Consider the following 26,087-nt stretch of genomic DNA (forward strand, 5'->3'; position numbering starts at 1 on the left):
AGATTAGAACATAATATCAATGGCCTCTATCTCGTCTTGTTCCTGTTCGAATTGACCGTTCAGGGAAATATCCTTCAGCAACATCGAAGGCTGTTCGCCAATCTGGCTGATGATTCCGAGCAGATCCTGAGCGAAATTATCGATCAGATTGCGTGTAAACAACTTGGTCGCATATTCAAACTGCCCGGTCATCCCCTCATCTAGCATCGAAATGACCAAAGTCAGATCGAATTGAGCAACTGTATGCTTTTCCGGATAAGATTCGATCTGGATCTCTCCGAAGTTTTGAACGTTATCTTCCTTCGTTTCCAGGGCAAACATGACATCGAATACAGGATTGCGGCTTAGATCTCGCGGTACCTGAAGTTTCTTCACAAGCTCCTCAAACGGATAATCCTGGTGATCGTAAGCCCCCAGCATCGTTTCTTTGACTTCGTTCAAGTAAGCAAGGAATGTCTTCTCCCCCGAAGGATAATGGCGAATGGCCAACGTGTTGACAAACATTCCGATAAGTGGCTCCAAGTCGGTATGTGTGCGACCCGAAACCGGCGTGCCTACAATGAAGTCTTCTTGCCCCGAGTACTTGCTGAGCAGGATAGAATAGGCCGCAGATAAGACCATATAAAGAGTAGCACCGTTCTGACTGGCGATGCGTTCCAAGCTTTCCGTCATCTGCTGGTCGATATTGAAAGGCAGCACATCTCCCTCAAAGCTGCGATTGACAGGTCTGACAAAATCCGTAGGCAGTTCAAGCGTCGGCAGTTCTCCTTCCAGCACGTCCAGCCAATAGGATTCCTGACGTTTCAGCTGTTCTTTTACAGGCTCAGACTGTTGCCAAGCGGCATATTCCTTGTATTGAATTCGAAGCGGTTCAAGAGTCTCGCCGTTATACAGGCGTAAGAGTTCTTCGACGAATATGCCCATCGACATGCCATCCGTGATGATATGATGGATGTCCAGCATAAGCAAGTGCCGTTCCGCTTCCCATTCAACTAAGCCCACACGTAACAGCGGCGGCCGCTCCAAATCAAAGACTCGCACAAATCCGTCTGCGATATTTCTCGTTTCACTTTCTGTCGCTTTGGTATACTCGACGGCAAACTCCAAGTTCGGATAAATTCGTTGTACGGGTTCACCGTCCACCATTTCGAAGCCAGTTCGCAAAACTTCATGACGAGCGATTAATCCTTTGAGCGCGGACTCGAATTGATTCCGTTCCAAACGCCCGACGAGAACCGTCATGCCGGACATGTTGTAACTAAGCTCCGCGCCCTCCATCTGTTGCTGGATGTACAACCGTTTTTGCACGGAGGAGAGCGGATAGTAATCCTTCTGATCCAGCACCGGAATGGATCGGTGTTCCTGCCACTCCAATTGACTGATTAATTCAGCCATCGATTCAACCGTCGAGTGTCGGAACACATCGCGCAGCGGCAAGTCTACACTCAATTCCTTGTGCACCTTACTAACCAGCATTGTCGCCCGTAAGGAGTGCCCGCCAAGATCAAAGAAGTTATCCGTTACACCTATTGTTATTAGTCCGAGCACGTCCTGCCAGATGGCGACCAGTTTCGCCTCTAGCTTGGTTCGCGGCGCCACGTATTCGCTTCCTCCTCCAGCTCCTTCTTCTGGCGCTGGCAACGCCTTCCAGTCAACTTTCCCATTCGGCGTTAGTGGCAAGTTTTCCAATTCTACAAAGTACGATGGGATCATGTAACCTGGCAACTCCTGGGCCAGCGCGCCGCGCAGATCTTTCACTACCAGATCCATTCCCGTGTCCACTGTGTAATATGCACATAGAACTTTCTGTCCATTTGCGTCATTTCGAACCAGCGCCACGGTTTCGCGCACGCCTTCCACCTGTAGCAACTTCGCTTCGACTTCGCCTGTTTCGATCCGGTAACCCCGGATTTTTGCCTGGTTGTCCATCCGACCGATAAAGTCCACGTTGCCGTCTTTTGTCCATCTCGCCAAGTCTCCCGTGCGATATAAACGCTCACCTGCTGAGAACGGGCTGTCTACGAACTTTTCTTCCGTCAGCTCTGGACGGTTCAAGTATCCGCGCGCGACCCCAACTCCGCCAATAACCAGTTCGCCCAGCACCCCGACAGGCACCGGATTCAGGTGCGCATCTACAATGTAAAACTTCGCATTTAACCATGCTTTTCCGATAGGCACATGCCCCGTCTCGGGAAGCATTTCCAGTGACTCGTCGTAGAAACTGGAATCAATTGCCGCTTCCGTTACGCCATAAGCGTTGATGATTCGGAATTGCGAGCCAAATCGTTCCTGCAAGGTTCGATAATCGGCTACGCTGCAGCTGTCTGAACTTGTAATGAGCAGTTCCATCTGACTCATATCCAGCTGATTTTCATGCACATATTCCATAAACGGCACAATTAACGCTGGCGTCGATTCAAAAAGGGTCACCCGCTCTTGCTCGATCCAGTGGTGCAGACGCGACGGGTCAATCCGATCGTCCTTCGGCACAATGACCATCGTGCCTCCGTTGTACAGCGTGCGTGCGATATCACCCACGAACACGTCAAACGAGAAGCTGGCCAGCTGCAATAGCCGTACCGGGAACTGATCTAATCGGTATTCCCGTCGGTATCCTGCCGCCGTATTCACCAGGCTGCGGTGCTCGATCATAACGCCTTTAGGCTGTCCTGTCGTTCCCGACGTGTAGATTACATAGGCCAGATCCTCTGGACGGGCTTCGTGGAAGCTGTCCATACCAGAACTTATCGGCGCATTTGCCCGCTCCTCGCTGTACGATGCTTCGTCGTCGAGGTACAGCACTGCCGACAAAGCCAGTTCCTCTTCAACGAGCCAAGCTTCGGCACGTTCTTGAAGTGGTTTCTGGGTGAGTAGTACCTTTGCCCCACTGTCTTCCAGCATGAACCGCACACGGTCTGCCGGGTAATCCGGGTCGAGCGGTACATACGCGCCGCCTGCTTTCCAGACAGCCAGCACGGCTACCAGCAAATCCACCGAACGTTCGGCGAGAATGCCGACGATGGATTCACGGCCGATGCCGCTTGCACGCAGTGTAGCGGCCAAACGGTTCGCCCGCTCATTCAGCTCCGCATACGTTAGACGGTCGTTCTCGTACACAACGGCCTCCGATTCAGGCGCTTGTTGCGCCTGTTCCTCGAACAGACGGTGGAACGTAGCTGCAGGAGCAGCTTCCACTTCTGAAAGCGCCGGGTTAAACGCGCAGAGAATTTGTTCTTTTTCCACAGTGGTTAAGATATCCAATTCAGCAATGGTCCCTGACGGGTTACGGAGAATGGATTCGAGCAGTTGCAAGTAATGAGATGCCATTTTCTCCACCGTTTCGGTTTTATAAAGAGCTGTGGCATATTCAAACAGATATTCCAACCCTTCCTCAATCTCCGTCACGTCTAAACTTAGATCGAATTTAGAAATAATCTCTTCGCTGGCGTACGTCGATAAGCGGAGTCCAGGAAGCTGGATTTCCAAATTCTCTGTATTCTGCAAAGCAAACATCGTATCAAACAACGGATTACGGCTTAGGTCCCGAGCCACACTCACCTTATCTACCAGTTCTTCAAACGGATAATTCTGATGTTCAAAAGCACCCAGGGTGGTCTCCTTGATTTCCTTCAAATAGTCAAGGAACGTCTTATCGGCAGCCGGATAACTGCGAATAGCCAAAGTATTAACGAACATGCCGATCAATGGCTGAACGTCACTATGATTTCTTCCCGCAATCGGTGTACCGACGACCACGTCTTCTTGTCCTGTGTATTTCTGCAACAATATCGTATATCCAGCAAGTAGAACCATGTAAAGTGTTGCACCGTTCTCGGATGCAAGTCGTTTCAGACCCTCGCTTTGCTCGCTATTCATAAACAATTGAAGTGTACGTCCCTCGTAACGCTGCATTGTCGGGCGCGGATAGTCAGTCGGCAATTCCAAAACCGGCAGTTCTCCGCGGAACATGTCCAGCCAGTAGGCTTCTTGCTTAGCAAGCTGCGCCTTCTGCTCGTTTGATTGTTGCCATACCGCGTAATCTTTGTACTGAATGCGGAGCGGATCAAGCGACTTACCGCTGTACAAATGTACGAATTCTTCGATTAGTACGTCTATTGAGACACCGTCAGATACGATATGATGCGTATCAAACATCAGAATATGCCGGTCCGGCGCCAGTTCGGCAAGACCTACACGCAGCAGTGGCGGCTTCGCAAGATCAAACGGACGAACGAATTGGCGCACCGTCTCTTCCGCTTGATCTCCGCTGATCTGCACATATTCCACATCGAAGACGACTTCATCATAAATCTGCTGAATCGCTTCGCCTTTTATCATCTCAAAGCCAGTACGCAGCGTTTCATGACGAGCTACGAGTTCACGGAATGTTTCCGCAAACCGCTGTCGGTCAAGCTCACCTTCGAGCAACATAGCTCCCGGTATGTTGTAACTCAGCTCGGCTCCTTCCAGCTGGTTCAAAATATAAAGACGTTTCTGAGCGGAAGAGAGCGGATAATACGCGCTCGGTTCCGCAACCGGAATAGCTGTGAACGAGCCGTTCTCCAGCTTCTCCATAGCCTTGGCCATTTCCTCAACCGTGGAGTAGCGGAATACGTCGCGAAGCGGGAATTGTACGCCTAGCTCTTTATGCATTTTGCTGACTAGCGTTGTCGCCCGCAGAGAGTGTCCGCCCAGATCGAAGAAATTGTCAGTTACGCCCACTGCTTTCTCCCGCACAAGCACATCTTGCCAGATAACAGCCAGCTTGGCCTCCAGTTCGGTGCGCGGAGCCACATATTCACGACCTCCATCTGCTCCCGTCTCTGGTGCCGGCAGTGCCTTCCGGTCGATTTTTCCATTCGGCGTCAGAGGCAGGTGCTCCATTTCTACGAAGTATGACGGAACCATGTACCCCGGCAACTCGCTTGAGATGGCTCGTTTCAGGTCTGCTACGGTTAAGCCTTCTTCCGCAGTATAATAGGCGCACAACGCTTTCTGACCTTCTTGATCTTCCCTTACTACAACGACGGTTTCCTTCACGCCCGTTGCACGCAGCAACTTTGCTTCGACTTCGCCTGTTTCAATCCGGTAACCCCGGATTTTTGCCTGGTTGTCCATCCGACCAATGAAATCCACGTTGCCGTCTTTCGTCCATCTTGCCAAGTCTCCCGTGCGATACAAACGCTCACCTGCTGAGAACGGGCTGTCTACGAACTTCTCTTCCGTCAGCTCTGGACGGTTCAGGTATCCGTGCGCGACCCCAATCCCGCCAATAACCAGTTCGCCCAGCACCCCGACAGGCACCGGATTCAGGTGTGCATCCACAATGTAAAACTTCGCATTTAGCCATGCTTTTCCGATAGGCACATGCCCCGTCTCGGGAAGCATTTCCAGTGACTCGTCGTAGAAACTGGAATCAATTGCCGCTTCCGTTACACCATAAGCATTGATAATTCTGAATTGCGAGCCAAATCGTTCCTGCAAGGTTCGATAATCTGCTACGCTGCAGCTGTCCGAACTTGTGATAAGCAGCTCCATCCCGCTCATATTCAGCCCCTGCTCATGCACATATTCCATAAATGGCACAATCAGCGCTGGCGTCGATTCAAAAATAGTGACCTGCTCTTGCTCAATCCAGTGGTGCAGACGAGACGGATCGATCCGGTCATCCTTCGGCACAATGACCATCGTGCCTCCGTTATACAGCGTGCGCGCAATATCGCCCACGAACACGTCAAACGAGAAGCTGGCAAGCTGCAATAACCGCACCGGGAACTGATCTAATCGATATTCCCTCCGGTATCCTGCCGCCGTATTCACCAGACTGCGGTGCTCGATCATAACGCCTTTAGGCTGCCCTGTCGTTCCCGACGTGTAGATTACGTAGGCCAGATCCTCTGGTCGGGCTTCGTGGAAATCATCCATGCCAGAACTCATCGGCGTATTGGCCTGCTCTTCGCTGTACGATGCTTCGTCATCGAGATACAACACTGCAGACAACGCTAGTTCCTCTTCACCCAGCCATGTTTCAGCACGCTCTCGCAGTGGCGTTTGCGTTAATAGTACCTTTGCTCCACTGTCTTCGAGCATGAACCGCACACGGTCTGCCGGGTAATCCGGATCGAGCGGTACATACGCGCCGCCTGCTTTCCAGACAGCGAGCACGGCTACCAGCAAATCCACCGAACGTTCGGCAAGAATGCCGACGATGGATTCACGACCGATGCCACTTGCACGTAGCGTAGTCGCCAAACGGTTTGCCCGCTCGTTTATCTCCGCATACGTCAGACGGTCGTTCTCGTACACGACGGCCTCCGATTCAGGCACGCGCTGCGCCTGTTCCTCAAACAGACGGTGGAAGGCAAGCGCAGGAGCCGTTTCTGCTTCCAGTTGCGCTGGATTAAAGCCACCGAGAATTTGTTCCTTTTCTGCCGCTGTCAGCAGTTCCAACTGATTCACACGGATGTTCGGATTAGCCGCGACCTGCTCCAGTGCCCGGGCAAAATGACCGTGGATCGACCTGATATCTTCTTCTCTGAAGGTCAGTGCATTGTACGTAAACCGCAGCCAAATATGCTCTTCCGGAATGACAGTAATGTCCAGGTCGTAATTCGTTTGCTCCGGTGACTGGATATTAGCGATTTTAAGCGCTTCTTTGTCCCCGCCAACAACCTGCTCAATCTGTTCCTCCATCGGATAATTTTCAAAGACCATGATATGGTTAATCAAGTCGCGCTTTTGCTTACTCAGCGACTGAATTTCGAACAACGGATATGTCTCATAAGCTCCCGATGTCAGTGCCTGATCCTGAGTATTTCTCAAAATATTAGCTACCGTTTCCGATGCTTTGCTTTGAATACGAACCGGAATGGTATTAATAAATAAGCCAATCATACTTTCGATGCCTGGAATTTCAGCCGGACGACCGGATACGACCGAGCCGAATACGATATCCTCACTGTTGTTGTATATTTGCAGAACCAATCCCCATACGGTTTGCATGAACGTATTAAGCGTCACCTGCTGCTGGCGTGCCACCCGTTCGATTTTCCCGGTCAATTCCTTGCTGAGTTCCACATCCATTTCAGCCATCTCAAAAGCATGCTGATTCAGCTTCATTTTTTCCTGAGGCAGTTTGGTCTGCTCGTCGTAACCCTTCAAATACTCGGACCAGTAATGTGAAGCTTGCGCAACATCTTGCATTTCCAGCCATTCGATATACTTGGAGTACGAAGTAACCGGTGGAAGCTCCAGCTTCCGATTCTCTTGCAACGCGAAGTAGGTTTCGAACACTTCCTTGATCATAAAAGACATGCACCAGCCGTCCATCAAAATATGATGGTGACTCCAGATCACGTGGTAGGACTCATCGTCTGTACGCAAAACGGTAACGCGCATCAGTGAGCCTTGAGCCAAATCGAACTTGTTCGCTTTATCCGCGCTAACGAAATCGGCTATGGTCTTCTCCATGTCTTCACCGCTTACCGAGCGAATATCTTCAAAGTACACTTCACACTTTCGCTCACGGAATACCACTTGAATCGGCTCGTCTCTCCAGCCCGTAATAAAGTTGGTCCGCAATGCCTCATTCCGTTGCACCAACGTATCCAATCCTTTAGCAAAGGCTTCGACATTCAAGCTTCCGTACAGATCGAAGGTCACCTGTTCGAAGTACGCTTCCGAATCAGCATCCAGCAGGCTGTGGAACAACATTCCTTTTTGCAGTGGAGTCAGGATATACACATTCTCCAGTTCGCCAATCGCCGCCGTCTGTTCAGCTAACTGATTTAATTCCTCCACTGTCACATCTTGAAGCAGTACATCACTAGGTGTAAGCTCTGGTCGCTCTTTCGAAACACAATGAAGAATGACTTCGCGTAAACTCGATTGAAGCAAGGTGCCTAATTTCTCTATCGTTTCCCGTTTATACTGGGTCTCCCCGTAACGAATCGTGAATTCCAGCATGCCTTCTGACACCATACCATTGATATCGAGGACAAAATCCATCACTGCATTCGGGCTTGAATCCGCGCCCGCACTGAATGGAGACGGCTGCACCCCGTTGCTTTCGACATCCTGGTCGAACTGACCCAAATAGTTAAAGCTGATCTCTGGTTCCAAAGTAAAGGCCTCACCGTCACGCGGTGCCGACAAATAACGCAGGATGCCATAACCGATTCCTTTGTTCGGAATACGGCGCAAGCTTTCTTTCACCTGTTTTACCTGATGACCGAGAGCCTGAACATGACTCAGCTCCAGTACAACAGGGAATTGACTTGTAAACCAGCCTACTGTACGTGTAATGTCCACATCTGGCAAAAGTTCTTCCCGGCCGTGACCCTCGAGATTCACCAGCACACGTTCCTGACCGCTCCAAGCTTGTACCGCAAGGCCAAGCGCAGTCAGCAACAGATCGTTCATTTCCGTATGGTATGCACGGTGTGCCTGCTTCATCAGCTGTTCCGTTTCCTCTGCCGACCAGCGAACAGTCACAAGCCCACTGTCCTTCAGCTTCGATCTGCCTTGTTCAAAATCTTTCGGAAGCGATTCATAGGTCAATTGCTCGACTTGTTGCCAGTACGCTCTTTCGCTATCTATTGCCGAGCTGTTGGCATAATCAGCAAGTTGTTTTGCCCACGTTTGGAATGAATCCGTTTTGAGCGGTAGACGAATTGGCTGTCCTTGCATAGCCTGCTCATAGCCAGTAGCCAAATCCTCAAGCAGAATCCGCCAGGATACACCGTCTACAACCAGATGATGAATCGCAATGAGCAGATGATCGCCGTCGTCACAGCGGAACAAACCGAGCTTCACCAAGGGGCCGTTTTCCAGATCGATGCTTGCTTGAATGTCATTCGCCTTAGCCTCTACCGTTTCTTTAACGTCGCGGACTCCCTTGAGATCGATAACTTCCAGATCGAACAGCGCTTCATTCTCCAGGGCGCTTCGGTTCCAAGCTGTATAACCGTTCTCGCTTTGACGGTAAACCGTGCGGAGAGCGTCGTGATGCGCAACAAGCTGATGCATCGCATGGCGTAATGCTTCTTCGTCAAAACCTTGCTTGGAAAATTGCATGAACGCCTGGTTGCTATGATGCACGTCAGCCGGATTTTGTCCAAAGAACCAGTGCTGAATCGGAGTTAAGATCACCTCACCCGTTACTTCGGCTTGGCTAGCCGTTTTTTCCACCGTTTGCAGTCTTAAGCTAAGGGCAGAAATTGTCGGGTAATGGAACAAATCTTTCATGACCAACTTGTAGCCCGTTTGCAAAAGACGGGACGATACCTGCAAGGCCTTGATCGAATCACCGCCGAGCGCAAAGAAATTGTCCTTTGTGCCGACCTGATCCACACCAAGTACAGACTGCCATACTAACGCAAGTGCTTGCTCGGCATTAGTACGTGGTGCCGTGTATGCAACCTCGGCGCGAATACTCCCTTCCGGCACAGGTAACGCTTTGCGGTCTACCTTCCCGTTCGGCGTAAGCGGCATCTGATCCAGACGCATCATACGCGCAGGCACCATATGGGAAGGCAGGGCTGTGTCCAGATGAGCCACCAGTCTTTCCAAATCGAAACTTGATTCGGCTACGACATACGCGCACAAATATTTCTGCCCCCGCTCATCCATCCGATCCATGACAAGCGCTTGACGTACACCAGCCACATTATTCATGGCTGCTTCAATCTCACCAAGCTCGATCCGGTAACCGCGAATTTTCACCTGGTTGTCGATCCGACCGATGAAATCTACGTTGCCATCCGGCATCCAGCGGGCCAGGTCACCCGTCCGGTACAACCGCTCCCCAGCGGTGAACGGGCTATCTACGAATTTTTCCGCCGTCAAATCCGGACGGTTCAAATAACCGCGGGCTACACCCACACCGCCAATAACAAGCTCACCGAGTACGCCGATTGGCACCGGCTTCAGATTCGCATCCACGATATAGAACTTGGCATTCAGCCACGCCATCCCGATCGGCACACTCCCCGTCTTTGGCAGTTTCTCCATCGGCTCATCATAGAAGCTGGAGTCAATCGCGGCTTCCGTTACGCCGTAGCTGTTAATAATACGGAACTGCGATCCGAAGCGCTCCTGCAAAGTACGGTAATCTGCTACGCTACACGCATCGGAACTTGTGATCAGTAACTGCATCGAACTGATATCGAGACCTCCGGCATACACATGTTCCATAAACGGTATGATTAACGCCGGAGTCGATTCAAACACCGTTATGGCATAGTCACGAATCCAGCCGTACAGCCGGCTTGGATCAATTCGGTCATCCTTCGGTACGATGACCATGGTGCCGCCATTATACAGCGTGCGCGCTATATCGCCGACGAACACGTCGAACGAAAAGCTCGCGAGCTGTAATAACCGGATCGGAAACTGATCTAGACGGTATTCCCTCCGGTAGCCAGATGCCGTGTTCACCAAACTACGGTGTTCCACTGCCACGCCCTTCGGTTGGCCTGTTGTACCTGAGGTGTAAATGACGTAAGCCAAATCACCCGCCTTGTTCACATTTGCAGGATTGGATGCCGGATCTGCTACTTGTGTGCTCTTCTCAGCTTCTGCTGTGGCAGAGGTTTCGGCAGCAGCCAATTCCACTTCCGCCTGCAACGCAGCTCTCTCTTCAGCGCATGCTTCACCCCAAGCTTGTGTACCTACAGCCCCATTTTCCCCTGCAAGTCCGTACGTTGTCTCGTCATCAAGCGCAAGCACCGTTTGCAGCATCAGATTTGTATCAGTACGCCAGACTTCTGTTTGCTCCAGCAGGCAAGTCTGCGTGAGCAGGACAGATGCACCACTGTCCGCGAGCATATACTCAATTCGTTCCGCGGGGTAATCCGGGTCAAGCGGTACATAAGCGCCGCCTGCCTTCCATACGGCAAGCACCCCAATCAATAGCTCCGTGGAACGACCAGCCAAAATGCCAACCACCTGCTCAGGCTTCACTCCGTGCGTCCGCAGTATATATGCCAAACGGTTCGCTTTGGCGTTCAGCTCCGCATATGTCAGCTTGCTATCTTCGTAGACAACGGCCAGTGCTTCTGGCGTACGCTCCGCCTGTTGCTCAAATCGCTCGTGGAATGTTCTCTCCCGCCAAGCTTCATGTGCCTCCATATCTGTGCCCTCTTCCTCTTCGGAGGATTGTTTCGCGAGAGCCAGAGACGACACGTCAAACCCAACCAGCAAATCATGCTTTTCGTCATCCGTCAGGAAATCCAGATCCGCAATCCGTGCTCCAGGCTGAGCCAGAATCGACTCCAGAAGATGCTCGTAATGCCCTGCCAGCCGTACGATCGTTTCAGGTCTGAATAGCGAGGTAGCATACTCAATCTTGCAAACCAGTTCTCTCCCCGCTTCCACGATATCCAAGCTAAGATCAAACTTTGCTGTCTTCTCCTCGATGTCGAATAGCGCCCATTGCAAACCTTCCATCTTTAAATCCAAGCTCTCGTGCTTTTGTAAAGAAAACATCGTATCAAACAGCGGATTCCGGCTCAAATCCCGGTTCACCTGAAGTACTTCCACCAGTTCCTCAAACGGATAGTCCTGATGCTCATAGGCCCCAAGCGTTGTTTCCTTCACTTCCTGCAAGTATTCCATGAACGTCCGCTCTGCCGCTGGACCCAAACGAAGAGCCAACGTGTTGACAAACATGCCGATAATCGGTTGCAGGTCGGCGTGTGAACGGGCGGCAATCGGCGTGCCGACTACGATATCCTCCTGTCCCGCATATTTATGAAGCAATACGGAGTATGCGGCCAGCAAAAGCATGTACAGCGTTGAGCCCGTATCACCTGCAAGACGTTTAAGGGCTTCACTTTTGGCTTCATCCAGTGTAAACGTGAGCGTTTGACCGTCAAACTGCTGAACAGCTGGACGCGAGAAGTCAGATGGTAGCTCAAGAACCGGAAGCTCGGAGCTAAATACCCCACGCCAGTATTCCTCCTGTTGCTCAACGCGCTGTCGCTGCTCCTCGGATTGTTGCCAAACGGAATAATCCTTGTATTGAATATGCATCTCCGGTAACTCTTCCCCATTGTAAAGTCGCACGAATTCACGCAGTAGTACGTCCATGGAAAGGCCGTCGGAACCAATATGATGAATATCCAGTGCGAGCAGGAACTGCTCTTCTCCCAGTTCGATCAGCAGGGCACGTAGCAAAGGCGGCGCGCTCAAGTCAAAAGGCTGAATGAAGCCTTCAAGAATGGACGCAATCTGATCTTCACTGGCTTGAAGCTTCTCGATCTTGAAAGCGACATGTGGATGGATACGTTGAACCGGCTCTCCATTTACAATTTCAAAACCGGTGCGTAACATATCATGACGGGCCATCAACGTATCCAGTGCTCTTTCCACTCTGGCTTCATCCAGAACACCTTCTAATCGCAAGGCGCTTGGGAGGTTGTAATTCAGCTCCAAGCTATCCAGTTGGTTCAGGACATACAACCTTTTTTGCGCAGAAGAAACCGGATAGTATGCTTTGTCCTCCGCTTTGGGAATGGAAGTATGTTTCGTTACTTCTAAGCTGGCAATAGCCTCGGCCATCGCCCCTACCGTCATATAGCGGAATACATCCCGTAACGGGAGTTCGACGTTCATCTCCTTCCTGATTTTGCTGACAAGGTTTATTGCCCGCAAGGAGTGGCCTCCGAGCTCGAAGAAATTGTTCAGGACTCCAATGCCAGAATAGCCCAGCACTTCCTCCCAAATTTTCACGAGTTGAGCCTCCAACTGGTTACGCGGTGCTACGTATTCAACGCCTGTTTCCATGCCACCTTGTGGCTCAGGCAATGATTTGCGATCGACTTTACCGTTGGACGTCAGCGGCATACGCTCCAGCTGCACGAAGTATGACGGGATCATATATCCCGGCATTTCCTCCGCCAACGCAGTTCTCATGGCACTGACTGTCAGCGTACGATCCGCCACAAAGTAAGCGACAAGCGCCTTCTCACCTCCGCTGTCCTCACGAGCGAGCACCACTGCCTCTTCCACGCCCTCTACATTTAGAAGCTGAGTCTCGATTTCGTCCAGCTCAATCCGATAACCGCGGATTTTCACCTGATGGTCGATCCGGCCTAGATATTCGATGTTGCCATCCGGTAGCCAGGCCGCCAAATCACCCGAGCGATACAGTTTCTCTCCCTCCGCAAAAGGAGAATCGACGAACTTCTCCGCTGTCAGATCCGGACGGTTCAGATATCCTCTGGCTAACCCTTCCCCAGCCACATACATTTCGCCGGACACGCCAATCGGCACAGGACGGCGATTTTCATCCAGAACGTATACGCTCAGCGTAGGGATCGGTTTACCGATATTACTTTTGGCTGCCTCTATCTCGACCCACGTAATTTCCTTATACGTCACATGAACCGTTGTCTCCGTAATACCATACATGTTGATCAGCTTCGTATCAGGGTATTTCGTCTTGTAGCCCTTGAGCAACAATGGACTAAGCGCTTCTCCCCCAAAAATGACGTTGCGAATCCGCAGATCATATGCATGATCCGTCAATACCTCCCGCAACAGTTGATAAAAATACGTTGGCGTCTGGTTCAGAATGGTGACTTGTTCGCGGCCTAACAGTGCCAGGAAATCGGCTGGATTTTTCGCTGTGAGCGGTGGTACAATGACCAACTTACCTCCGTACAGTAGTGCTCCGTACATTTCCCAGACAGAGAAGTCAAAGCAGAACGAATGGAACAACGTCCACGTATCAGACGGTCCAAAGTCGAACAGGTTTTTGTCATTAAACAGGAGGCGCACAACGTTTTTATGCTCGATCAACGTTCCTTTCGGTTTGCCCGTCGTTCCCGATGTGTAGATGACATAGGCCAGATTGCCCGGGCCAGAGATCGGTTCCAAGTTCGAGACATCCAGCGCACTTCCCAAGTCCGCTTTGCCATCTCCCCAAACAAAATCATCCAATTCAAGCCGAGTTCCAGCGAAGTCCGTCTTCTCATGCAATTTCTTTTGAATCAGCAATAATGGTGCACCGGAATCCTCGATCATGAAACGAATACGCTCTTCCGGATAGTCGGGATCGACAGGAACGTAAGCTCCGCCCGCTTTGAGAATCGCCAGAATGCCGACGACCATATCAAGCGAACGTTCGGCCAAAATGGCCACCAACTGATCCGCTTCGACTCCGGTCTCCCTCAGTTTTCGTGCGAGGCGATTCGATTGTTCATTTAACTCGCGGTAGGTCAATTGCTTCTCATTCATAACAGCCGCCACGTTATTCGGGTATAGCTCTGCTTGTTCTTCGAACAGTCCGTGAATGGTTTGCTGACGTGGGTAGTCCGCCTCCGAATCGTTAAACCCGTGCATCAGCTCGTGGATTTCCTCACCCGTAAGCATCTCCAGTGATGCAATGTCCCTGTCCGGTGCTGCTACGATGGTTTCGAGCAACTTGTCATAATGTCTGGCGAACCGCTCCGCAGTTTCCTGTTTGTACAGAGCCGTAGCGTACTCCAACCGACATTCAAGCTGACCATCCAGCTCCGAAATATCTAGTAGCAACTCGAACTTGGATGTTCGGTTTTCCAGCGGATAAAAAGATTGTTCAAGCCCCTCGATGACAATTTGCTCGTTCTCCGTATTTTGCAGGGAGAAGAACGTATCAAAGAGCGGATTCCGGCCAGTCGCGCGCGCAATGTGCAGACTCTCCACCAAGTCTTCGAACAAATAATTTTGATTTTCAAAAGCCCCAAGTGTGATGTCCTTAACTTCATCAAGGTAGGAAAGGTAAAGCTTGGAACGCTCTGGACGGCTACGAATGGCCAGTGTGTTGATGAACATTCCCACGATAGGTTGCACTTCTTCTTGCGTTCTTCCAGCAATCGGCGTTCCTACGATCAGATCTTCCTGGCCCGAATATTTATGCATAAGGATGGAGTACGCCGACAGTAGCACCATATACAGGGTCGTTCCCGTCCTTGCCGCAAGTTCTTTCAACTTCTCCGTTCGTTCTTTCCCGATATAAAAAGTCACAGTCCGGCCTTCAAAGCTCTGCACCGCAGCGCGCGGGTGATCCGTCGGTAGCTCCAAAACAGGCAATTCACCCGACAACTGTTCCAGCCAGTACTCCTTCTGCGGCTCAAGCATCAGCCCATAGGCTTCGGAATGTTGCCAAACAGCATAGTCTTTGTATTGAATGTGTAGTGGAGCCAGTGCCTCACTCCGATACAGACGACTGAACTCGTCGAAAAGCAACGCAGTCGAAATGCCATCGGAGACGATATGATGCATATCGAACAACATAATGTGGCGATTCTTGGCGACTTGGATCAGGCCGATACGTAGAAGTGGCGGCTTGGTCAGATCAAACGGGCGATAATAAGCCTCCACCATTTGATCTAATTCCTGCTCGTTCACCTGGAAATAATCCACGGCAAACTGCACCTCATCATAGATGCGCTGCACAAGCTCGCCCTGAACCTGCTCGATCCCGGTGCGCAGCGTCTCATGGCGCTGAATCAGTGCCCGGAATGCTTGCTCGACGCGCGTATGATCCAATGCACCTTCAAGAAGAAGTGCCGCTGACATATTGTAGCTACGCTCGGCTCCATCAAGCTGGCGCAGGATGTACAAACGCTTTTGTTCAGAGGAAACCGGATAATATTCTGCCTCATCTGCCTTTGTAATCTCGTATGTCTCCTGCTTCTTTAAACTACCAATTCTCTGGGCCAACTGTTCAATTGTGGTATAGCGAAAAACGTCCCGCAGTGGCACCTCGACTTGCAGTTCCTTCCGAATCTTGGAAACCAGCGAGGAGGCTCGCAAAGAATGCCCTCCCAGTTCGAAAAAGTCATCTTGAACGCCAACTCGCGCAATACCCAGCACCTGTTGCCAAATGAGCGCAATCCTTGTTTCAAGCCCTGTGCGAGGTGCTATATACTCATGTCCTGCCTCTACCTCTCCGCTCGGTTCAGGCAATGCTTTACGATCAATTTTACCGTTCGGCGTAAGGGGAAGCTTATCGAGTGATACGAATCGAGCCGGGATCATATGGACAGGTAGCTCTTCCTTCAATCGAGACAGCAGATCGCTTATCTGGAAAGAAACATCGCTAGCCACGTAACCACACAAATACTTCTGTCCCTGTTCATCCATACGGTCGATCACTACAGCCTGCTTAATGTCAGGATAACGTAGCAAAGCCGTTTCAATCTCCCCGAGTTCGATTCGGAACCCGCGAATTTTCACCTGGTAATCGATCCGGCCGATGAAGTCCACGTTTCCGTCTTCCAGCCAACGAGCCAAGTCCCCTGTACGGTACAGACGTTCGCCCGGTACAAACGGGCTCTCTACAAACTTCTCAGCGGTTAAGTCGGAACGTTTCCAGTACCCGCGGGCTACCCCAGCACCACCAATAACAAGTTCCCCCGGAACCCCTATAGGCACTGGCTTTAATGCAGCATCAACAATATAAAATCTGGCGTTCAGCCAAGCTTTGCCGATTGGCACATGGCCCGACGTCGGCAGTTTGTCCAACGGTTCATCGTAAAAGCTGCTGTCAATCGCCGCTTCCGTCACTCCATAGCTGTTAATAATGCGGAATTGTCCGCCGAATATTTCCTGTAACAATTGATAGTCGTTAACACTGCAAGCATCCGAGCTGGTAATCAGCAACTGCATGGAGCTAACGTCCAGCTTTTCTTCATAGATATGTTGCATGAACGGCAGAATGAGCGCAGGCGTTGATTCAAATACCGTAATGTTTTGATCCCGAATCCAGCCGTATAATCGGTTTGGATCAATCCGGTCATCCTTCGGCACAATCACCATAGTACCCCCGTTGTACAGCGTGCGTGCGATATCTCCGACGAATACGTCAAACGAGAAACTCGCCAGTTGCAGCAGCCGTACCGGGAACTGATCCAATCGGTACTCAAGGCGGTATGCATCCGCCGTATTTACGAGACTGCCATGCTCAACCATGACACCTTTCGGATGTCCCGTTGTACCCGAGGTGTAAATCACATAAGCCAAGTCTTGCGGAGCACTGTCGACAGAGTCAAATCCCATGCCAACTGCGTCCCCGGTATAAAGCTGCTCATCGTCCATGGCATAAACCGCTTGAAGCTTCAGCCTGTCATCAGCCAGCCAACCTCCGGCCCGCTCCAACAAATGACGGTGCGTAAGCAACACCGATGCCTCGCTGTCGCTTAGCATATACTCGATTCGCTCTGCCGGATAATCAGGATCTAGCGGCACATAGGCTCCGCCCGCTTTCCATACAGCGAGTACCCCTACCAGCAGTTCGACCGAACGTTCCGCCCAGATCCCTGTAATGCTCTCCTTTCCCACACCCTGTTCACGAAGGAGAGAAGCCAGACGTTCGGCCCGCTCGTTCAACTCGCCATACGTCAGCTGTTGATCCATATAGATGACTGCAGGATGATCCGGTATTTCCCTTGCAAACTTTTCAATATATCGATGAAACGCTTGTGCCTCGCTGAGTTCTGCCACTGGCGGGTTGAAAACGTTCAATATGCGATGTCTCTCCTCATCACTGAGCAGAGAAAGTTCACATACCCGTAGTTCGGGTGTCTGAAGAAACTGATCCAGAACCGTTACATACTGTTCCATAATCCGATCAATTTCGGCCTTCTTGAACAGGCCAGTACGGTAAGAAGCATGCAGAATGACATGTCCTTCATTCAGCATATGGTCGAAGCGCAGCAACAAATCGTCCATCTCATGTCTGGCAAAATGAGCCTCCAGGCGTACTTTGATTTCTTCGTACTCCTCAATTTTCAGAGGCAGATATTCCAGAGATGTGCGGAAAAGCTCCGACAGATCGTTGCGTCCATGTTGCTCACGCAAATCCTGGATCAATTGGTTATACGGATATTTCTGATACCGTAGATCCGCCGTATTTTCCTTGGAAACGGTCTGGATCAGGGACATCAGATGAGCGTCTGGATCAAGATGAATCCGTGTGGCCACAGTGCTGACGAACATACCAATGGTTTCTTTTTCCTTTTTGCTGGTACGATTGGCGAAAACCGTGCCGACCGGCACATCGGTGCTGTCAGTCAGCTTGTACAGCAGGGCGTACATGGTGGACAGAAATAACGTATATAAGCTGACCTGATATCGTTCACTGAAGGCCAGAATGCGTTCATACCGGGAACCATCCAAAGTGATGGCGAGTTTATTGGACTCACTGCCAACGGAGAATGATGGCACCGATTTAATGCCCGTCGTTTCAGGCAACGTACTGTACTTTGTCAACCAATATTCCTTGCCTTTTTGATAACGTTGTGATTGCTCATACTCTTGCTCAGCAGAAATATAATCCAAATAGGAGGGAGCCTGATCATTACCTGAGATATCTTTATCTCTGCCATTCTCATTCTCATTCTCTTTGACTTTGCCTTTTACCTTACCTTTGTCTTTGCGCAGTTTCAGATATTTTTCCATCACGGCATGCAACAAAGCATTTACGGACAAACCGTCAGCAATGATATGATTTATCGTCAAATTAAGCCATACCTGACCATTTGCAAAATGAATAATTGTAAATTGGTAAAGGTTTTCGTCAAACACGCTTACCGGTTTTTCGCTTACTTCGTTTACCCATGTATAAAATTGTTCAGTTGTATCTAATTCGAGGTGGCTTATCCTGGCTTGCACATTCTCCAGTTCTTCAAACCACTGTGTTGGATGTTGTAAATCTCCACTAAGACGGATGCGGAAAGCATCATAGGTTTTGACGATTTCACCCGTCGCTTGCTCCAGAAGCGGTGTGTCAATCTCACCCGTAATTTGGTAAGTTGCGGAAAGCATCGTGATGGACGTACCCGGATTCATAATTTCCATAAACCATATTCGGCGCTGGGCTTGCGTTAATCCGTATTGCTTGTTGGTATTTTCTCTCACATCGACACACTCCCGTTTTAGAGATTGTTTGTTAATAAGTTGAATTAAAGGGTTTTACACAGACCACTCCGATGGCAGAATAACCTTCCAATCGCTGTTATCCCCAGATTTTTTTGATCCATTTCTAAAGGGAAAATCCGGTGATAAAGGCGAGCGCTTCGCTTTTCCAGGTTTTTTCTGTCCTCTCCGTTTTTGTGTAAAAAATAGTTCAACTTATATAAATCAGCTAACTGTAAAGCCGGGCGTAATAACCTCCGAGCGCGAGCAGATCCTGATGCCGGCCCCGCTCAACGACTGTCCCTTGGTTCATAACCGTAATCAAATCTGCATGTTCCACGGCGCTGAGACGGTGCGCGATCAGAATAGTCGTACGCCCCTTCATCAGTACGTTCAGAGCCTGCTGTACCCAATGCTGGGATTCGTTATCCAGTGCAGAGGTTGCTTCGTCCAGCAGGAGAATTGGTGCATTCTTAAGAATCGCCCGCGCAATCGCAATGCGTTGCCTTTGTCCGCCTGACAACGATGCGCCTCTCTCTCCAACCGACGTTTGATACTGCTCAGGAAGTTCCTGAATAAAATGATGAGCGTATGCCGCCTTGGCAGCTTCGACAACTTCTTCATCCGTGGCTTCCGGCTTGCCATAGCGGATATTTTCCTCAATCGTACCTGCAAACAAGAACGGCTCCTGCGGAACATAAGCAATCTGCCTGCGGATTTCCTCCAGTGTGTAATGGCCAAACGCTTTGCCTTGGAGCAGGATTTCTCCACTGTCCACCGGATAAAAGCCGAGCAACAGCTTGATCAGCGTACTTTTGCCGCTACCGCTGGCTCCCACAATTGCTGCGACCTGGCCGGGAAACACCTTCAAGGACATGCCTTCAATCACCTTTTTATCCATCTGATAGGAAAATTCCACATCGCGAAACTCCACCGCAGCATCCGAAAAATGTTTACTATCTGGAGATCCTAGTCGCTCTGGTTCCTCTTCCTCTGCAAGTACCTCTTGAATCCGGTGAGCCCCCGCGAGCGAATTCTGAGTCATGGACAGAACCATCCCCAGGTTCAATAAAGCGTGCGTCAGATTCACTTGCAAAACCGCCAGGGCAGCAACACTCCCCATTCCCATAAGTCCATAGGCATAGAGAAGACTACCGATGACGATAATGCCACAGAAAGTGACGTAGCTAATAAAATGATTCACCGCAGCCTGCATGCCGTTTTTCTGTGCAGTTTGCCGAAGCGTCTGAGTCATCTGTTCGTTCAACGTCTCATACTGGCTATAAATCGAACGGATACGAAACAGTTTCACCATCTGAATGCCGCCCATGAAATCTTTGAATTTTTCAGTCATTTTACCAAGCGTTTGCAATCCTTGTTCGGACAAGACACGAATATCTCGTGCAAATTTCAGGCTGACCGCGGAGGACAATAGCAGAATGACAAAAGATACGCCAGCAAACCGCCAATCGATCAACACCATGGAAACAATAGAACCGATGCAAAAAACAACTTGTAGCAACAGAACGAAGTAAACCTGTGAAAATGTAAACTCAACTGTCGTTACGTCGTTGTTCACCCGCGACAACAAGTCCCCGTGGTGCGTTTGCTCCAGGAATCTCGGACGTACTCGGCACAGTTTGTTATAAAGACGCTCGCGGATGTTCAGTACAGTCAGCTCGACACTCCGCTGGTACAAGTAAATGAACCAGGGCGAAATGATATTTTCCAGAAACAGCGCCGTGCCCAAAATGATAAAAGCATTCACCATCAGAGACGTGTCTCGAGATACGGCGAAATCAACCAAGTTATGTACGACCAAACTGAAGGCGATCAGAAACAATGTCTGGGTGAGAGCCGTTACAGCCAGGCCAGTGGCGTACTGAGTTTTTTGCTTGCGGTTCATAAATGTCAGCAAATAGCCAAGTTCTTTAACTTGCAAGATCCATCCGCCCTTTTTCATGTGTGCGCCACCTCCCTGCGTTCGGCGGACTCGGTAAACTCCTGGTAGTAAGACTGGGCATACAGCCCATTCATCCCCAGTAATTGTTCATGAGTGCCCTTCTCCACAATATTTCCCTGTTCCATGACCCAAATCTCGTCGACACTTTGTACCGTAGAAAGTCGGTGAGCAATAACCATCGTTGTTCTCTGTTTCATCAATACACCCAGAGCTTTCTGAACCGCACTTTCCGACTCCGGATCAAGGGCCGACGTAGGCTCGTCCAACAACAGCACGGGAGCATCCTTTAAAAAGGCCCGAGCCATGGCGATACGCTGACGCTGTCCGCCGGACAAAAATCCTCCGCGCTCTCCAACATACGTCTGGTATCCATCAGAGAGCTGCATAATGAAGGAATGCGCCTGAGCAACTTTGGCAGCTTCAATAATCGCGTCCATCGATGCTCCCTCCTGCCCGTAGCCAATATTTTCGGCAATCGTCCCGCTAAACAAATACGAATCCTGAGTGACCACGGAGAAATGTGACCGCAGTTGCTCCGGATCTGCACCATCAATCTGGCTGCCAAACACGCGGATTTCGCCTTCGCCTTTCTCCGGTAGCGGATAAAAGCCGCAAACCAGCTTAAACACCGTGCTCTTCCCTCCGCCGCTCGCCCCGACAAGAGCAATCGTCTTACCTTCCGGTACCGAGAAGCTAACATTCCGCAGGATCGGAGAGTGATCTTCATATCCGAAGGTTACATTCTTAAATTCAATAGGAGCTGCGTTCGCCTTCGGAATTAAACGGCCATTTTCTGTTTCGGTTGGTTGCTCAACGATGTCGGAAACCCTTCTCAAGGCACCGGCCATTTCGAACGTACGCGTGATAAGCTCGGGAATATGTTCCAGCGGTTCCAGACACAGATTCAGCAAGTATAAGAAGGCAACGAGTTCTCCTGCGCCTAACTGTCCTTGATAGATCAAATAACTTCCGTAACTGACTGCAAAAATGATCGGACTGATCATCAGTGTAGAAAGCAACGGGTTAACCCAGGCTTCCCGCTTTTTCACGGCCAGTTTCTTTTGAGCTGTCAATTGCAGCAACACTTGGTAGGATCGAGATAACATCCCGGATAACAGGTAGCTTTTTACAACAGGCATCCCCCCGAGCGTATCCTGGAGGTTAACGTTCATTCGGCCCATATTGGTCTGAGCTTCCTCCGTCAACCGCTCCAATTGCTTGCCAATCCACTGAGAAACCAGCAAGGCTACCGGAAATAACAGCAGACTGTACAGCATCAGCTCCCATTGGAGGTAGATTAAATATGCAAAACAGCCAATGAACAATAGCGGATGATAGAACCACTGGGCAAAATCCCGAATCATAAACTGCTGGATGAGCTGCAGATCATTGTTGATCCGTGACAGCATGTCACCAGAGTGTTGCTTTTCCAAATCGGAGACCCGAAGTTTACCGATATGACGCATGACATCGTTACGGACATCCTGAACCGCAGAGGCACTGCTTCGCTCCACGCCGAAACTCATGAAAAACTTCGCAGGTACACCGATCAGGATGACCACAAAGACCGCATACACGATCTGTAACACGATTGGCCCTGCCCCTTTCTCGGCCTGCGTGGTCAGTTGCTCGATCAGACTTCCCGTCCATATCTCAATGACGGCCGCAGCAATTGCGGACAATATACCGACAATCATCCAGCCCTTGTGACGGCCTACATAAGACATCAGCCAGCGAAACGCTTTCCATGTGGCGTAAGCGGTGTGACGCTTGGAAGGTTCCACGGTAACTTGTTCTTGAACAAATGGCTGCTGCTCAGCTTCCATGCAGTACTCCAGTCTCCGCCTCAATCTGCCGCTTAACTTGCTCTAAAATATCCCGGATGACGACGGCCGTTTCGTCCACACGCACAAGCTCTAATAGTTCTTCATGCGCGCCTTCCAAACGATAGTCGGTGTAAGCTTGCCTTGTCGCACGCCTCCAGGATGGCAATTGGTGCTCCAGACGAAACGCCTCGCTGTCCTTCGCAATCAATTCATAAATCCGGGCCGAGATCGTTCCAGAATTAATAAGCTGTGCCTCGTACATCAAGGTCGCTTTAACCTTACGATGAACCCGCTCCCGTACGAGTGAGTTACTCATTAATTCCTTCTCTTCTTCGTCAAAATCGGCAAGCATTTCTGCAAGCTCTTTCTCTGACGTTTCAGCAGGCGTCAGCGTTTCCTTAATCCACGAGTCCACCATAAGCACGTCCGTTACGACATGCCCTCTTTTTTCCATCACTTTAGCTACCTCAAACGTCAGGTTGCCTCCAAAGCAATAACCGAGTAACACGTAGGGCCCTTCTGGCTGGATGCGAACAATCTCATCCACATAGCGGTTCAGCATGGACTCGTAATCGGTGGCATCGTCAATAAAATCAATACCGTAGAGTATGAATCGTCCATCGAGCCTACTTGCGAGTTCCCGGTAACCTATGCCGAAGCCGCTACCGGGAGGGAAGCAGAACACGTTAAGATCACCTGTTTTATTCAACTTAATGAAAGAGTCTCCCCCTTGATCTAGCCCCATATCTCCCTCTCCAAAAGCCATGGCTTCAACGGTGAAATGATGGAACTCGCGGTTCAGCGGGATCTCAATTCCTGTTTCATCGTAAACAGCTTGAACGAGCCTCATCAGGCTTAACGAATTGCCTCCAAGTTCAAAAAAGTTATCCTTTACTCCGACCTGCGGAACGCCAAGCGTATCTTGCCATACACGGGTGATTTTCATCTCAAGCAACGTTCTCGGCGCGACATATTCGGCTTCCCTGGCCGCGGTTTCCCCTGGCGCGGGCAACGCTTTGCGGTCAATTTTCCCGTTCGAGGTCAGCGGCATCTGCGGAAGCTGAACGAAGTGAGAAGGAATCATATACCCCGGAAGTTGCTTGGAGAGTTCCTCCTTAAGTTCATGCGCCGAAAACCTGGTTTCTGCGACGTAATACGCAACAAGAAGCTTATTACCGTTCGCGTCGTCGCGATCAAGCACTTTGGCTTCCTGCACAGCTTCAATCTTCAGCATCTGGTTCTCGATCTCATCCAACTCGATCCGGTACCCACGAATTTTCACCTGATGGTCGATCCGGCCCAGATATTCGATATTGCCGTCTGGCAACCAAGTTGCCAAATCGCCCGTGCGGTACAGTTTCTCCCCCTTCACAAACGGGGAATCGACGAACTTCTCTTCTGTCAAGTCCGGACGGTTCAGGTATCCTCTCGCAAGGCCTTCTCCAGCAACGAACATTTCACCCGCTACACCAATTGGAACGGGTTGGCGGTTTTCATCCAGAACATACACACGAAGCGTGGGGATAGGCTTGCCGATATTACTCTTCGCCGCCTCTATTTCGGTCCACGTAATTTCCTTATATGTCACATGAACGGTCGTTTCCGTAATGCCGTACATGTTGATCAGCTTTGTCTCCGGGTACTTCGTCTTGTAACCCTTGAGTAATAACGGACTGAGCGCTTCGCCTCCGAAGATGACGTTACGAATTCGTAGATGATATGCATGATCGACCAAGACCTTACGGAGCAACTGGTAAAAATACGTTGGCGTCTGATTCAAAATCGTAACTTGTTCGCGGCTTAGCAGCGCCAGAAAATCAGCGGGACTTTTCGCCGTCAGCGGTGGTACGATGACCAGCTTACCTCCATTCAGCAACGCTCCGTACATTTCCCAAACAGAAAAATCAAAGCAGAAGGAGTGGAACAGTGTCCATGTGTCGGCTGGCCCAAAATCGAACAAGTTCTTGTCGTTAAACAGAAGGCGCACGACATTTTTATGCTCAATTAGCGTTCCTTTAGGTTTACCGGTCGTTCCTGACGTGTAGATAACATAGGCCAAGTTCCCCGATCCAGATATCGGTTCTAAGTTCGAAGAGTCCAGTGTACCTTCGGAGCCGAGCCCATTCTCTTCCCAAACAAAATGATCTAATTCAAGCCGAGTCCCTGCGAAGTCGGTCTTTTCATGCAAATGCTTTTGAATCAGTAATAACAGTGCGCCTGAATCTTCAATCATGAATCGGATGCGCTCCTCTGGATAATCGGGATCGACAGGCACGTAAGCCCCGCCGGCTTTGAGAATCGCTAGGATGCCAACAACCATATCAATCGAGCGTTCGGCTAGAATCGCGACCAGTTGATCGGCTTTGACTCCTGTCTCCCGCAACTTCCGCGCAAGGCGGTTGGATCGTTCGTTTAATTCGCGGTAAGTCAACTGCGCTTCATTCATGATAACGGCTACGTTATTCGGGTAAAGCACTGCCCGTTCTTCAAATAAGCCGTGAATGGTTTGCCCACGTTCAAATCCGGTTTCGGTGTCATTAAATTGATTCAGGAGCGTTTCCCTCTCATCTGGAGATAGTACGTCGGCTTGTCCAATCTCCAGATCGGGCTGAAATAAAAGTAAGGATAGTAGCCGAACCAAATGGTCGGCAGCCTGTTCCACAAACGCATGCTCATACCGCTGCCCGTCATAACTTATCTCCAACTTGATCGAGCTGTCTTCGCGGTCGAAGCGAAAAATCATATCGTTCACCATCCGGTTGCCCAGCGGTTCAGGATGAATAGGGGCGAAGGAGACCAAGGTATTAATGACTGGGAAGCCGTCCTTCGTGTAACCCAGATGGAGCGGCTCCACCATTTTCCGAAAAGGCAGGTGCTGATGCTCCAGCGCCTCGCCGATGGAGGTTTTAATTCCTCCAAGTAACGTTTTAAGAGTCGTCTGATGGCTTACAGCCGTTTTGATGACCAGGATTTCATGCGACGTCGGCATCTCATGCGCTTCTGCATGATAAGAAGGCATACCGACCAGTACTTGACCCTGCCCTGTATATTTGAAAAGCAGGCCTTTTACTCCTGCCAAAGCAACCATGTATATCGCCAAATCGGAACCACTCGCTAGGCCAATAATTCTCTCCGAGAGCTCGCTTGGCAGAGTGCGGTGAATCAAGCCCGGCTTGGCCTGGACTTCCCCACTTGCAGATAATTTGGAGGATTGACTGTAAGGAAGGAAGCTCAGGCTATCACCGGCATCAAACTTGCTGCTCCAGTATCGTTCTTCCTTTTCAAATAAAGATTTCATGGATACCTCCCCTAAAATGAAGTGACCGCATGCCCCGCGCAGATCCAAAATGTTTGTTTTCGGATCTGTGCATCTATGGGCTTGCATGTTGTTCGTC

Annotated in this window: 4 protein-coding genes; all 4 read right to left on the reverse strand. The window is 50.3% G+C overall.

Features of this window, described 5'->3' with window-relative positions:
* Nucleotides 1–3 precede the first annotated feature (3 nt).
* Nucleotides 4–18,906 (reverse strand): non-ribosomal peptide synthetase, encoded by an 18,903-nt coding sequence (locus BLQ13_RS24605; RefSeq protein WP_090924343.1) that lies wholly within the window; start codon nucleotides 18,904–18,906, stop codon nucleotides 4–6.
* A gap of 226 nt (nucleotides 18,907–19,132) precedes the next feature.
* Nucleotides 19,133–20,866, reverse strand: a complete 1,734-nt coding sequence (locus BLQ13_RS24610) for an ABC transporter ATP-binding protein (RefSeq protein ID WP_090924344.1) — start codon at nucleotides 20,864–20,866, stop codon at nucleotides 19,133–19,135.
* A complete protein-coding gene (locus tag BLQ13_RS24615; RefSeq protein ID WP_090924345.1) occupies nucleotides 20,863–22,692 on the reverse strand; it encodes an ABC transporter ATP-binding protein in 1,830 nt (609 codons plus the stop codon). The genes BLQ13_RS24610 and BLQ13_RS24615 overlap by 4 nt, the downstream gene beginning before the upstream one ends.
* Nucleotides 22,682–25,990, reverse strand: coding sequence for a non-ribosomal peptide synthetase (locus BLQ13_RS24620; RefSeq protein ID WP_090924346.1), 3,309 nt, complete (start codon nucleotides 25,988–25,990; stop codon nucleotides 22,682–22,684). Before BLQ13_RS24620 ends, BLQ13_RS24615 begins: the two co-directional genes overlap by 11 nt.
* Nucleotides 25,991–26,087: the final 97 nt, after the last annotated feature.

It is taken from the genome of Paenibacillus polysaccharolyticus (assembly GCF_900102085.1).
In the GTDB taxonomy this organism is placed as follows: domain Bacteria; phylum Bacillota; class Bacilli; order Paenibacillales; family Paenibacillaceae; genus Paenibacillus; species Paenibacillus polysaccharolyticus.

Bases quoted from the DNA above. Each gene is read 5' to 3' on its own strand.
- BLQ13_RS24610 (WP_090924344.1), bottom strand. From the start codon at position 20,866: ATGAAAAAGGGCGGATGGATCTTGCAAGTTAAAGAACTTGGCTATTTG.
- BLQ13_RS24615 (WP_090924345.1), bottom strand. From the start codon at position 22,692: ATGGAAGCTGAGCAGCAGCCATTTGTTCAAGAACAAGTTACCGTGGAA.
- BLQ13_RS24620 (WP_090924346.1), bottom strand. From the start codon at position 25,990: ATGAAATCTTTATTTGAAAAGGAAGAACGATACTGGAGCAGCAAGTTT.